The organism is Aquimarina sp. Aq107 (assembly GCF_943733665.1).
In the GTDB taxonomy this organism is placed as follows: domain Bacteria; phylum Bacteroidota; class Bacteroidia; order Flavobacteriales; family Flavobacteriaceae; genus Aquimarina.
Window position 1 is genome coordinate 3,183,693 of record NZ_OX030782.1, and the last position, 13,685, is coordinate 3,197,377.

The window sequence follows — 13,685 nt, forward strand, 5'->3', positions numbered from 1 at the left end:
TCTATTTTATTATAAATCGTTTAGTTTCTCCTTGAACTTTTAGTAAGTACATACCAGTTTCAAGATTACCAACACTTATAGTTTTACTACTACTTAAAGTACCTTGCCCAACAATTTGTCCAACCATATTCATAATAGAATATGTATTATTAGTACTCTTAGTATCCTTCATTGCAATCTGTAATACTCCACCTCTTTGTAGTGGATTTGGTGCAATTGTGAAAGTAGAAATTCCTTCTTCATCTTCGGTTCCTATAATTGGAGTTGTTGGTCCGAAATCTGCTACTAAAGCAGCCGATCCATCACAAGATCCTTCATAGATCTTAACATTAGAGAAGATTGAATTATTTCCTGATCCTGCGTCATTATCATTAATGAATACCAATCTATCCATACTTCCTGTATAGAAATTACCTACTGGAATTACGTATGTTGTTGTACCACTAGAATAATTATCAAAATTAGTTACCCCGTAATTCTGAGTACCGTGAACTTTAAAGTATCTAGTAGAAGTTAATGTATTATCATCTTCAAAACCAACACCATGAATCTCTCCTTGAGAAGTACTGCTAAAATCAAACTCTATAACCGTATTAGCAGTTACCGTATAACTTAGAGGAATATACTTCCAAGTATTATTAGACATTGATAATCCTGCTCCGCCATTTACAATAGAGAAATCACCAGCTGCATCTTGATTAGAGAAAGGAGTAATTGAGAAGTCATTGAAATTAATTGACTCACAAGTTGGTCCTGGATCAACAGTACCATTAGTAATACTTAAATCATCTATGGTAACATCACCTTGCCAGCTAGATCCTGTAACTGTATTAAGACGTAATTGTACACTAGCATTTCCTGCATATGCAGAAAGATCAACACTTGCAGTGTTCCAATCTGTTCCTTGAGCACCAGATCTACTAAATACACTGGTCCAGTCTCCTGTATTATCTGTTCTTGCTTCAACGTCAAAAGTTCCTATTGCACTACCAACCATATGGTACTGGAAACTTAATGTTGGAGAAGTCAATCCACTAAAGTCTAAACAAGGTGAATTTAAAATTGCTCTCTTATTAGGATATCCTGTTCCATTTCCTGAAGCTTCTACATAAATATAAGAAGTACCATCAACCGCACCGCTTGGTCCTGTTCCATTAGATGGAGTTCCGTTAGAATCAACAGTCCAATCTAAATCATCTCCAGTAACTTGGGACCAATCTCCAATATTTCCTTCGAAACTTTCACTATATGGGAATGATGCTATATCACCTGTACACTCATCGCCTCCAGGTCCAGGTCCACCACCATCACAAGGATTAACAAAGGATACTATCTGATCAGAATTTGTATTGGTACCTCCGTTACTATTTTCATTTGCATCCTGACCAACACCTCTATCAGCAAATGCTTTCCAGATAATACATTCATATTGTCCTCCATATAAATCTTGATCAGCCTGAAGAATACCATCTCTACCAGAAACGAATCCTGGATTATTAGCTGTATTTTTTAATCCTTCAGTTACTAAAGCTAATGCGATATTATTACCACCTGTTCCGTTATAAAAATCAGGATCAAATCCTTCTGCATCAATTAGACCCCAAGTCATATCCCATAATACAGTAGCAAAAGCATATCCCACTCCATGAGGAACTGCTAATCCACTTATATCTGCATAATCGGTATTATTTACTGATCTATCTATAGAATATGGAGTTGGACGAATACCACCTCCTGTTGTTGGTTGATTTAACGCATATGTTCCTATTCCTCTAGCATCTGTACCAGAATCACCAGCTTTCATAGTAAGCATTAACCCAAACCAGTCGGACCATCCTTCACCCATTTGCTCAGAACCTCCAAGACCATTAGAAGCTGGTCCACCTACTAATCTTATAGAAATACCATGACCATATTCGTGTGCAATAATTCCATTATCTAAATCTCCATCTCTATCAGGATTTGGACTTGTCCAAAGGAACATTTGCATTCTAGGATTCCCTCCATCTCCAGGAGTTGAGAAATTTGCATTATTACTTCCACTACCGTCTTGCGCATCGGCATTTACAGAATCGCTTCCTGCACCACCATTACCATAGTTGTTTTCTTGGAAGTTTCCACTAGCTTCATCAAAACCATATTGATAAAACACATCGTGCATAATATTATTCCAGTAGAAAAGATTTGTTATTGCTGCATCATCATATGCTGTAGGTGCTTGGTTAAGATCAATAGGAAAGTTAAAATCTAAACTAGCCCCTCCATCAGGAGAAAAACCTGTACCATTGTTCCCATTTCTATCTTCCTGAGCCCATACATTATTACCTCTAGTAATTGTAAATTCTGCTCCAGCACTACCATTCGTATCATGCCATCCAAATGGAGAAGCATTAAGATCAGCTGGATCAGTTACTATAGAACGATTACCATGACTAGGACTTTCTACAGGCATTGCATATACATTATAAGAGTCAGGCGCAAACGCTGCTGACGCTTCTGACTTAGTTTTAGCTGTAGGAGCAGGAACAATTGGCGTTTCTTTTTCAAATAAAACAGACTCTCCGTGATTGTGATTTTCATGATCAGGAGTACCAAAATTACAAGTTATTACCCAATCCTCCGTATATAAAATTTCACCAGTAGTGGCATCTACATTAGCATTCCACCAATGTTGACCGTCTTTTTGGTATAAACTAACACGCCAAGTTAATATCAATTGATTATTTTGCTTGATATAAACTTGTTTTGCCTCTATAGGTTCTAAAGTAATTCCAGAATTTTCATAAACTAATGATCCATCAGATTTACTTTTTGATCTCACCAACTGAGGAGATTGTAAATTGTGAGCTCTAGCAACATTCATAATTGCCGTCTCTGCTGGAAGAGAGGCTTTTGCAGAAGTAACTTTGGACTTAAGATCCGATATAAATTGATTTATCTTCCAAGTTACTTCATTATTCTTTACAGTAAGTTTATATGTAGCATACTGTATTGGAATTCCCTGATAACGCTGTTGTACATATACGTGCTGTATATCGGGATTTAAAGAAGGAACCACATCGGTTACTTCCCACTCTGACACATCGTCTGATGTTAGTGCTGATTTAGCTGTTGTGCTGTTCAGATGGTTTTTAACTATACCATCCATGATGTTTTGTGCAAACATTGCCTGGCCTATCAACATAGTTAATAAGACAAACGAGTACATTTTTCTCATATGTATAAAATTTGAATTTGTGTTAACTAAAATTAACAAAATCAAAAACATCTTAGACACAAATCTAATATCACTGAATAAAGTTTAACAATTTCACATTTTCACTGAATTTTCCCTAAAACAAAAATTCAGGTAGTTATTTAAACTACCAATTGTTAGTTAACCTACATAAATACTAGACTTTTTATTTTTTTTTAACATATCGCCACACATATACTGATAATCAGAATAATAACTATACCTTTTTTTAATTACGGGATACCTGTAGATTTTTTTTTTACTTTTTTTATTAAAACAGCACTTTATAAGTTATTTTAGATCGATTTGATTAACGAAACAAAAAAAACATTAAACAACTTATTCTAATACATAAATATTTTGACTTAAAACATTTATATGTTTTTGGTTAAAACAAAAACATATTACTATAACTTTTCAGATAAAAAAAACTATTTGGATAACTGTATTATAGAAGAAAACATACATATATAAATGAAAAGCCCAGTTTTTATTACTTCCTTACAATCATCACATAGTGTATTGATTCCTTTGGAGATTGCTAAACCATTTATTACTCTTAATCAAAAAAGAGTAATTGTCGAAATAAGTTTTGAGGATACTCATATTAAATTTCACGCAGCTTTATTAAAAAGAAAAGAACAATTTTATGTTATGTTTAGTCAGAAAAAACAGAAACAACTTGGTGTTCTACCTAATGATTATTTTAATATACAATTACTAGAAGATAGTTCTAAATATGGAGTAGAAATGCCCGAAGAACTAGAAGCTGTACTACAAAGTGATCCTGAAGCATCTAACATATTCGAATCACTTACTGCCGGTATGAAAAGGAGTTTAATTTATTATGTACTACAGTTTAAAAACTCTCAGACCAAAATAGACAAGTCTCTGATAATTACCGAGAACCTAAAACTTGGTATAAGAGACAAAAAACAACTTATCAAAAAGCTATAATGGAAAATAATTATGCCAAAAAAAGAAAATTAAGTTCTTTTAATTGACGCAACCTTTCTAAATATTTTCATCTTTTAATCAAACAATCAAAAGATGAAAGAAACGAAATTAATCATTGTAGGCTTACTATTTATATGCCTACAAAGTTGCTGCCCTTTTCTGGTAGATTGCGAAAACAACGATGATGATTTTCCAATAGAACCAACATTTTCACAATACGAACCTATTTTATTGGATCGAAATGATTTCGAAAATTCAGTTTCTTTAAAAGATCCAATTTCGATTAATACTTCGGGTAAAATTTACAGTAAGGATAATCTACTTTTTATCAATGAAGTCCATAAAGGTTTTCATATTTATGATAACACAGATCCGACATCTCCTACCCCGTTAAAATTTCTTGAAGCTCCAGGATCAACTGATTTGGCGATTCGTGATAATATGATATACATCAATCAAGCAACTGATTTAATTGCGGTAGAATACAATAACGCTGACGGTATTACACTTACTAAAAGAGTTATCAATGTATTTCCAGAAATGCGCTCACCAGATGGTTTTTTGCCTTTCGATATACCAGAAAACAACGTCGTAATTGGATGGACATTAATCAACTAACACCAAATATTATGAAAAAATGCATACTTATGATACTCACTTCCTTTATTATTTTTAGTTGCGATTCCGATTCTTCAAACGATTCTTTTTCCCCTATAACTAATGATGGAATTGGTGGATCTTTAGCAACCTTTACCTTAAAAGGAGATTACTTATACACTGTAGATAATACGGATCTTACGGTGTTTAATATTACTGATATCAAAGATCCTGTACAAGTTAACACCATACCGATTGGTTTTAATATTGAAACACTCTTTAGTTATAAAGACTATTTATATATTGGATCAAGAAACGGAATGTTTATATATGGATTAACAAATCCAGAATTTCCCGAAAAACTTTCGCAAGTAGAACATTTTACTGCTTGCGACCCTGTTATTGCAAATGACACACATGCATTCGTTACTTTACACTCCGATACATTTTGTGGAAATAATCTTAATGTCTTACAAATATATGATGTTACCACTATCACAGAACCCATTCTGATCAATTCCAGAAACCTGGCTTTCCCAAGGGGGTTAAGTCTTTATAACGATTTTTTAATTGTTTGTGATGACGAAATTAAAGTCTTTGATGTTTCTGATCCATCAGAATCAAATCTCGTTACTTCGATTAACAACAATGCTTTTGATGTCATTATATCTGGGGATTTATTAATCGCAATTGGTGAAACAGGCTTATATCAATATAGACTTACTCCAGATGTAAATTTAGGTATAAGTATTACTGAATTAAGTACAATTAATATTTAACAAAATCTAAAAACCTCTTAAATCCTTTGCTATAAGCTAAAACAGTCCTATATTAGTTTACTCTAAACGTAACAATTCATTAAATTATGAAAACTCTAAATCTAGTAGTAATTGCTTTTCTTACTATTGTTATTCTTGGCTGTAAGGGAGATAAGAAGGAAGGAAAGGAATATGACAAAAAAGTAAACGAAGAAATTACAGAAGAAACTACTGAAGAAAAAGAAGATAAGAGCGAGATAAAAACATTAGCTATTTCTTTAACACCAAAAAGTGATAGTAATGTATCTGGCAATATTACTTTTACCGAAGAAAGTGGTATGGTTACTATGGTTGCTTATTTAAATGGTTTGTCAGAAGGAGAACATGCAATTCATATTCACGAAAAAGCAGACTGTTCTTCTGAAGATGGTAAATCTACTGGAGGCCATTGGAATCCTACTATGGAGCCTCATGGAAAATGGGGAGCTTCTGAAGGCTATCACAAAGGAGATATTGGTAACTTTAATGCTGCTACAGATGGTAAAGGCTCTATCACATTCGCTACTAATGAATGGTGTATCGGTTGCGAAGACAAGAAAAAAGATATTGTAGGTAAAGCTATAATAGTACATCAAGGAACTGATGATTACACTTCTCAACCTTCTGGGGCAGCCGGAAGCAGAGTTAGTTGTGGTGGAATCATAGAATAAGAAATAAAATTTTATATAGTAATTAAATAAGAAAAGAGTATATCAGCTAGATGTGCTCTTTTTCTTTTTTAAAGAAAAACAGTACTTTAGTAATATACGAACGGACTTTGCATGCAGCCCAGAGAATTAATAATTCAGTTACAACAAAAAAACGAAAAGGCGTTTCAACGTATTTATGAAATGTATTCCGAAAATGTACTCGGTATTATTTATAGTATTCTAAAAGATGAGGCTTTATCTGAAGAAGTATTACAGGATGTATTCATAAAAGTTTGGAATAAAGCGGATACGTATTCCGAAAAAAAAGGACGTTTTTTTACTTGGATACTTAATATTGCGAGAAATGCTGCTATTGACAAAACAAGATCTTTAGGGTTTAAAAATTCTCAACAAAACCAAACTGCTGATTATTTCGTAGATATATTAGAAGATAAAAATAGTTTCTCAAGTAAAGTTGACGCTATAGGTATAAAAAAGTATATAGAAATACTTGAACCTATTTGTAAAAAAGTTATTGATTTATTGTTTTTTAAAGGGTTCACACAAAAAGAGGCTTCAGAAGAATTAAACATTCCAATTGGAACGATTAAAACTCGGAACAGAATTTGCATTAATAAATTAAGAGAAGTCTTGGCTGTATAATTATGGATATAGAACAATACATATCATCTGGAATATTAGAGCTTTATGTATACGGCGCATTATCCGAAAAAGAAAATGCCGAAGTATACAAAGCTTTAAAAGAACATCCAGAAATTGAACAAGAAGTAAAAGAGATTGAAAAATCTCTTATGCAACTTTCTGTATCAGCAGCTCCTTATAACCCAGAATCTGTTTTTAATCGTATTAAGGAAAAACTAAATCTTACAGATAAAGAAACAGATGTGATCCATATTACTCCTAAGCGAACAAATTGGACTACCTATATTGGTTGGGCTGCTTCTATAGCTTTGTTAATTGGGTTATTCATTCAGTTTAACAAAAATAAAACACTACGCCAACAAGTTGTTCAATCACAAATTGAGCAACAGCTGCTCAAAGGAAAAATTAATGTCGCAGAAGAAGACCTATCTAAAGTCAAATCACTTTTAAGTGTATTACGTAATAAAGATGTATTACAGATTCCTTTACAAGCCCAACAAGTTGACCCTACAGCATACGCAGCTGTTTATTGGGATAAAGAAAAACAAACTACTTACATAGATGTTGCTGGATTACCTACTCCACCACCAGGTAAAGTATATCAAGTGTGGTCTCTAAAATTGGATCCACTTACTCCAACTAGTTTAGGTATTTTAGACAAGTTCGCAGAAGATGGAATCAAAATATTCTCTCTTACAAACACTAATGATTCAGAAGCTTTTGGTATCACTCTCGAACCAGAAGGCGGAAGTGAATCCCCTACTATGGAACAACTATACACTCTGGGTACCGTAGAATCATAACATTTATCATTTTCTCAATTACGGGAAACTTATAATTAGCTACTAAAGGTGCTTTTAGCTTTTTCTTATTGCTTTTTTTTGAAGTATTTTTTACTAAAAAACACGTATAAATACGCTATTACAGTTATTTTTTTTGGGGTAATTTTAGTCTATTCGATTATAATATTTTGCCTAAGCAAATACTAACTAAATAACTAACAAATGAAAAAATCATCTTTTAGCAATGTAGTACTACTACTTATAATGGTAGCTATAATTATTTCTTGTAATAAAAAAGAAAAAAAAGAATATACTACAGACTCACCAAATGAAAATACCGAGACATTGATCGCAGCAGTAACTCCAGTAAACTCTAAACTTCCCTCTGATGTTTTACAATCTTGTGTAGTAGATGCTTCTAGTTTTGAATCTTGGTTTAAAACTAATAGTGTTTCCAAAAACGGTATTGTAACGCCTGCCAATAGTGTAACCTTTAAACACCTAAACAATTGCGATTTTTATAAATGGTCTGAACGAATGTTTCTTTGGATGACATCTCCAGTAAAACAAGGTGATTATAGCAATGGTACTGTAATAGAAACACCTGCTTTTTATACAGTTTCTCCAGTTGTAGATAAAGAAAGAACATTAATTCCTCATGTACCAGGACAATTGATTAGTGCAGTTGCAAACACTCAAAAAAATGATCCTTTAATTGATACTGAAGAAGGCCAAGCCACCGATGATGTATTATTAGCACAAAATGGATCCTTATTATATTATATTACTATGGTTAATGATGTATATGCTCAATTTTTGACAGGTGCCAAAACAGGAAAACTTTATGATAATGAGTTTCCTACAACCCAAGCTACCTTAGATAGTATTACGGCATTTGCTAAAAGTCAAGGAGTAACATTAAAAGATCCTGAAACTCTAGCAATCGAAATCAAAACATCATGGGTAGAGGCTGATAGTATTTCTAAATCAGATATTGGTACGTATATCACAATGGATGCTATCATCCCAACATATACTAAAACAGATACAAAATGGACACCAAATGGAACTAAAACAGCAAAACTAGCTCTTGTAGGAATACACATTGTAGGTAGTACAGCAGGGCATCCAGAAATGGTTTGGGCAACTTTTGAGCATGTTAACAATGCACCAAACCTAACCTATAAATACGTAAACAATACTACTCCATCAGATACTATTACCGTTGCTGCCGATACTGGAAATAATTGGTTATTAAATAATGATAGTTCTAGTAGCATCTATAACAAATCTCATATGACCTATGATAACGGTGATATCATAGCAAATACAAAGACAAGTCCAAAGCAGACCATTACTCCTAGTAATACAAAAATGACAAAACCTTGGGGAGTTGCTGATGCCGGCATACCAAACCCTGAAAACACATCAGTTGCCGCCTCTAATAGTCAAATTATATCTACTAACAATAGTGTTCTTGGACAATTAGCAAGTGGAGATATGCGTAAAAATTACATCTTTATAGGTGCTACTTGGACAAACGATGGTGCCGCCCCAACTGGAAAAAGTTATTCTAAAACTTTAACAACTAATGGAGTAGCGATAGGAACAAGTCAATTAGCTAATAGCACAATGGAAACCTATGCACAAAACGGAGCTGGATATAGTGAATATGGTAGTTGTTTTTCATGTCATTCTAATTCTAAAACACCGGGATTAAAACCAACAGACCTTAGTCACGTATACCAAGCTATACAGGCCTTAAATGAAACTAAAACAGTAAATACACCTTAAAAATTTAATAACATACTATATCCTATAATTCTCAGTATGAATCATAGGGTATAGTATATATTCTATGATTTCATCTCCTATAAGTTAAGTTTTAATCATCAAAATCTCCACCTCCACCCGTAGGAAGCGTGTTTAGAAACTCATCAAAATCCGAAATTTCATCAAAATCTCCAGATGGTATAGAAATATCTATATTTGATAATGCTCTAACAGAAAACTCTGAAACATCTGTAGTTATATGAATGTTCAGATCTACTCCTTTTTTAAGAATTTGTAGTCCCATATTGAGCCATTTATTTTTAGATAATTTTTCTAAATCTGTTTCTTTTTTAATTGTAGAATCTTTTTTACGCAATATATTTCTTGCTAATTGATCAATGGCTTTCGTTTGTTTTCCTTTTATGATCGAATCATTACTAATTTCAGAAAAGGTGGTTTTTACATCTGATTTTAAAGGGAAATTAATCTCATCAGGAAGGTTTAAAAAAACCATATCTAATAATTCGCGTTTTACCTTTATTTCTTTAGAATCAAATATATCCTGTTTTAGAAAATCTGTATCATCGTGATATCGCGTAAAATCACAACTAAACTCCTTAATTATCGTAGAATCTTTTATTTGCTCAATCAATCTGTAAGTCGGTAATAGTTTAAAAGTATGATCTACAGGAGATGGAATACCACTTGGAATCACTTTATTTTTTAGTTGCAATTTATAATCTTTAATACTAAGTGTATGTTTATTTCTTTTGTCACTGAATTTATCAGCATAATACATTACTACACTGTCTTTTTTTAAATCAATAATGATACCTGCATAATTATCCAATACACTATAAACACCTCCCCATCTTTGCTCTCTTTTTATTTTATACTCTGATATAAAATAAGTAGTATGCACTTTTGTTAAATCGCCATAAAGTCCTCTAGATTCTGATAATTTAATTTCACCTTCAAAATAAGGTCTATTATCTTCTTCCGCACTATCTATGTCCCTGGTGGAATTACCTTCATTATTACTACCTAAAAAATTACACGAATTAAGTGCCAAGGATAAAAAGATAAAACTATAAATAATTATTGTAAGTCTCTTCATTAGATAGTTTTGATTGTCTGATTTATGGAGATATTAAAATCAAAGGTATGCTTAATTGTAAACCCACTTTTCATTATCAGTAAATTAATTACATAAGGCCTAAATATCTCATTCCTAAGATCATCTCTTAATTTATTTTTTTTGTCCATTCAGCTTTTTTGATATTATACCAATTATGAGGTACCCCTTCATAATCAAATCTGTCAATAAATTTTAAACCGATTTTCTCTAATATATTATTTGATGCCAGATGATTTATATCTGCGGCAGCACCAATCTCTTTTAAGTTAAGTTTTTCGAATCCATATTTAAGAGATTCTATTGCCGTTTCTGTTGCAATTCCTTTTCCCCAATACTTTTGTCTAAGTCTGTAACCTAGATCATAGTAATTAAATTCTTTTCGTAGACCTTGTTCATATTTTAATCCAGTCCAACCAATAAAATCCTCCGTTTGTTTATCGATTACTGCCCAGCGCCCAATTCCATTTTCTTTATATTGAGTTCTTATCTGTTTTATTATTTGTTTTGCTTCTTCAAGTGTTTTTATAGGTTTTTTTCCTAAAAACTCATGGACTTCAGGATCAGAATCAAGTTCAAAAATTCCTTGTACATCATATTCCTCTAAATCCCTTATAATTAATCGTTCAGTTTCTATATGTACTTTCATTATTTTATCTATTTTTAATAACCACTTCTATTTTATATTAGTAATATTAAACATATTATATTTAAAAATATTCGTATAACAAAGAAAAAGCCTGTTTGCCCTTACAAACAAGCCTTTCCTAACAACATCAAAAAACAAAACCAATTAACTTAATTGTCATTATGATATTTTACTTGTTTATCATCATACTCTAAAATCTATAGGTTATTCCAGCTTTTGCAAAAAATGGAGTGCCTGGTGTAAAATGAATCTCTTCTTCTGATTGAGTTTCATCTACTAACCTTGATTCTGTAGCAAATTGTGTTTCGTTCCATTCTGTATCAAATAGATTTTCAACACTTAAAGAAAAATCAAATTGCTTCCATCTATAATTCAATGACATATCAATCACTATATATCCTTTTGCTTGGATATTATTATCTTCTGTTGCTGGGCGATCTCCTAAATACCTGTAACGTATCCCTCCTGAAAAATCATGTAAGTTCTCTACAGTGATTCCTCCTGCTGCAGTAAATTCTGGTGCTAAAGGAATATAATCATTACCATCTTTTTCTTCTATACTTCTGGCATAGGTATATGTGGCATCAGTGTCTAAAAACAGCCAATCATTTAGCTGGTATCTTCCGCTAATATCAATTCCGGTTCTTCTAGTTTTTCCACTAGGTTCCACTACCCCTTCATCACCTACATAAACAAACTCTTGTTCCAATCCTAAATACCAAAATGTAGCATTAAAAAATGCCTTGGAGAAAGGTTTCCAGTTCAAGCCTAAATCAATACCATACGATTTAGGTAAAATTTCTTCTCCATTTTGAGCAGTAACTACCCGAGTATCATTACCGTGAAATCCAATTCCTGATTTTGCAAAAAAATGTAAGTTATCACTTGGATCATAAGAAATTCTCAATTTAGGTGATATAATAGATTTTGTCTCAGATAGAACAGTAAAAGGAGCCAATAATGCATCCTCGTAGACATATTTAAAATAATCCAAACGAACAGCAGGTGTTATTTTTAGCTTCCCGAAATCAAAAGTAACATCTGCAAAAGCATATGCATTTGTTTCATTTACATTTCCAAAACTTACACGTTCGAGTGTTTGATTTCTATTAGCTGTTCTAGATAATTCGTTATTATCAATTGCATCATTTCGCAATCCGATTCCACCAATTAATTCTAACTCTACCTGATCCCAATATTTTCTAGAACTAAAAACACTATTAAAACCAAACAATTTTCTACTTTCTTTTTGTCTAATTTGATCTCCATTTATGGGATCATTAAGGAAAAAAGTGAAATTAGAATACAATTCGAAATCATACATTGTATAAAACACGTTAGTTCTAAATGTCGAGTTTTCTGCTATAAACGTATCGTATGCCAGATTAAAGTTTGTTCTAGATGTGATTCCACCTTCTGTATCATCAATAGCTCCAAATCTCGAGATAACACCTTGCGCTACTGCCCTATTTGGTATTTGTCCAGAAGCATCCCAACGACTTGTAAAATGTGAAGCTGTGGCTGATATTTTTTTATTATCTGATAACTCCTTAGTATATTTTCCAACTACATTAATTCTATTAAAATTCTGAGGCGAATCAAAAGGACCATCACTCTCTAGATATTCTAATGCTAACGTAGCATTTTCTTTAGCAGAAGCATCTAAAAGATTAAATAAGCCTACTGTACGTAATGTATTAAAATCTCCTGCTTCTACTTTAATTTTATTATTAGTAAAACTTTCTTTTGTTTTAAATGCGACATATCCAGCTGTATTAAAATTTCCCTGATCAGCCGTGTAAGACCCTTTTCCAAAACGTATTTTATTGATAGTTTCGGGAATAATAAAATGTAAATCTGCATATCCTTGTCCATGTGCATGAGATACCATATTTACTGGCATACCATCTACAGAAATTGAGACGTCTGTCCCGTGATCAACATCAAATCCTCTTAGAAAAATCTGTTCTGCCTTACCTCCGCCTGCATGCTGACCTATAAATAAGCCTGGAACTTTTTGTAACAATTCTTGAGAAGAATTAACAGGATTCACTTTCATATCTATTTTATTAATCAGCTGTAATGGATTAATCTCTTGTTTTAAAACCAACTCATCCAACTGAAAAATTTTACTTTCTAACATTATTTCAATCCCGTTATCAAAATCGACTTGTTTAATAATTAAGTTTTTCGTTTCAAAACCTAATAAGCGTATGGTTAATGTATCATCAATTGCTACTTTAGGAAGTAAAAAAGTTCCGTTTTCTAAAGTGTGGGTATGGCTCTCAGCTTGATTATTATATACATAAGCTTCGGAGAGAGCCGTATCAAATGCATCAACAACTTTTCCTTTTAAAGTTTGATTTTGAGCGTACCCGTTTATGCCGAATATCAGCAAAAGTGTAACCAGTATATTTTTCATGGTATTTTTTAATAATTTAAAAGAA

Annotated in this window: 11 protein-coding genes; 7 read left to right on the forward strand and 4 right to left on the reverse strand. The window is 32.5% G+C overall.

Features of this window, described 5'->3' with window-relative positions:
* Position 1 precedes the first annotated feature (1 nt).
* Positions 2–3,217, reverse strand: coding sequence for a M36 family metallopeptidase (locus tag NMK29_RS13655; RefSeq protein WP_159092234.1), 3,216 nt, complete (start codon positions 3,215–3,217; stop codon positions 2–4).
* A 492-nt stretch (positions 3,218–3,709) separates the two neighbouring features.
* Here NMK29_RS13655 and NMK29_RS13660 point away from each other — a divergent pair, with 492 nt between their 5' ends.
* The 7 genes from NMK29_RS13660 (at position 3,710) to NMK29_RS13690 (ending at position 9,475) form a co-directional block, all read left to right on the forward strand.
* Positions 3,710–4,192: a YdeI/OmpD-associated family protein gene (locus tag NMK29_RS13660; RefSeq protein ID WP_108803685.1), complete on the forward strand. Its 483-nt coding sequence runs from the start codon at positions 3,710–3,712 to the stop codon at positions 4,190–4,192.
* Between the two features lie 93 nt (positions 4,193–4,285).
* Positions 4,286–4,810, forward strand: a complete 525-nt coding sequence (locus NMK29_RS13665) for a hypothetical protein (protein ID WP_108803684.1) — start codon at positions 4,286–4,288, stop codon at positions 4,808–4,810.
* Between the two features lie 11 nt (positions 4,811–4,821).
* Positions 4,822–5,568, forward strand: coding sequence for an LVIVD repeat-containing protein (locus NMK29_RS13670; protein WP_199915049.1), 747 nt, complete (start codon positions 4,822–4,824; stop codon positions 5,566–5,568).
* An 86-nt stretch (positions 5,569–5,654) separates the two neighbouring features.
* Positions 5,655–6,257 (forward strand): superoxide dismutase family protein, encoded by a 603-nt coding sequence (locus NMK29_RS13675; protein ID WP_108803683.1) that lies wholly within the window; start codon positions 5,655–5,657, stop codon positions 6,255–6,257.
* Between the two features lie 111 nt (positions 6,258–6,368).
* Positions 6,369–6,899, forward strand: a complete 531-nt coding sequence (locus NMK29_RS13680; protein ID WP_108803682.1) for an RNA polymerase sigma factor — start codon at positions 6,369–6,371, stop codon at positions 6,897–6,899.
* A gap of 2 nt (positions 6,900–6,901) precedes the next feature.
* Positions 6,902–7,702, forward strand: coding sequence for an anti-sigma factor domain-containing protein (locus tag NMK29_RS13685; RefSeq protein ID WP_108803681.1), 801 nt, complete (start codon positions 6,902–6,904; stop codon positions 7,700–7,702).
* A 201-nt stretch (positions 7,703–7,903) separates the two neighbouring features.
* Positions 7,904–9,475 carry a hypothetical protein gene (locus tag NMK29_RS13690; RefSeq protein WP_108803680.1) on the forward strand — a complete coding sequence of 524 codons (1,572 nt, stop codon included), beginning with the start codon at positions 7,904–7,906 and terminating at the stop codon, positions 9,473–9,475.
* A gap of 91 nt (positions 9,476–9,566) precedes the next feature.
* On the opposite strand, the gene NMK29_RS13695 is transcribed toward NMK29_RS13690, so the two are convergent.
* The 3 genes from NMK29_RS13695 to NMK29_RS13705 all read right to left on the reverse strand — a co-directional run bounded on the left by NMK29_RS13695 (position 9,567) and on the right by NMK29_RS13705 (position 13,660).
* Positions 9,567–10,571 (reverse strand): hypothetical protein, encoded by a 1,005-nt coding sequence (locus tag NMK29_RS13695; protein WP_108803679.1) that lies wholly within the window; start codon positions 10,569–10,571, stop codon positions 9,567–9,569.
* 127 nt (positions 10,572–10,698) lie between these two features.
* Complete coding sequence (locus tag NMK29_RS13700) at positions 10,699–11,238, reverse strand: GNAT family N-acetyltransferase (protein WP_108803678.1); 540 nt, start codon at positions 11,236–11,238, stop codon at positions 10,699–10,701.
* A gap of 190 nt (positions 11,239–11,428) precedes the next feature.
* A complete protein-coding gene (locus tag NMK29_RS13705) occupies positions 11,429–13,660 on the reverse strand; it encodes a TonB-dependent receptor plug domain-containing protein (protein WP_108803677.1) in 2,232 nt (743 codons plus the stop codon).
* Between the last annotated feature and the right edge of the window lie 25 nt (positions 13,661–13,685).

What these genes read in the sequence shown, in the direction of transcription:
- NMK29_RS13680 (WP_108803682.1), top strand. Translation starts at nt 6,369, where the DNA reads ATGCAGCCCAGAGAATTAATAATTCAGTTACAACAAAAAAACGAAAAG.
- NMK29_RS13685 (WP_108803681.1), top strand. Translation starts at nt 6,902, where the DNA reads ATGGATATAGAACAATACATATCATCTGGAATATTAGAGCTTTATGTA.
- NMK29_RS13655 (WP_159092234.1), bottom strand. Translation starts at nt 3,217, where the DNA reads ATGAGAAAAATGTACTCGTTTGTCTTATTAACTATGTTGATAGGCCAG.
- NMK29_RS13700 (WP_108803678.1), bottom strand. Translation starts at nt 11,238, where the DNA reads ATGAAAGTACATATAGAAACTGAACGATTAATTATAAGGGATTTAGAG.
- NMK29_RS13670 (WP_199915049.1), top strand. Translation starts at nt 4,822, where the DNA reads ATGAAAAAATGCATACTTATGATACTCACTTCCTTTATTATTTTTAGT.
- NMK29_RS13660 (WP_108803685.1), top strand. Translation starts at nt 3,710, where the DNA reads ATGAAAAGCCCAGTTTTTATTACTTCCTTACAATCATCACATAGTGTA.
- NMK29_RS13665 (WP_108803684.1), top strand. Translation starts at nt 4,286, where the DNA reads ATGAAAGAAACGAAATTAATCATTGTAGGCTTACTATTTATATGCCTA.
- NMK29_RS13675 (WP_108803683.1), top strand. Translation starts at nt 5,655, where the DNA reads ATGAAAACTCTAAATCTAGTAGTAATTGCTTTTCTTACTATTGTTATT.
- NMK29_RS13690 (WP_108803680.1), top strand. Translation starts at nt 7,904, where the DNA reads ATGAAAAAATCATCTTTTAGCAATGTAGTACTACTACTTATAATGGTA.
- NMK29_RS13705 (WP_108803677.1), bottom strand. Translation starts at nt 13,660, where the DNA reads ATGAAAAATATACTGGTTACACTTTTGCTGATATTCGGCATAAACGGG.
- NMK29_RS13695 (WP_108803679.1), bottom strand. Translation starts at nt 10,571, where the DNA reads ATGAAGAGACTTACAATAATTATTTATAGTTTTATCTTTTTATCCTTG.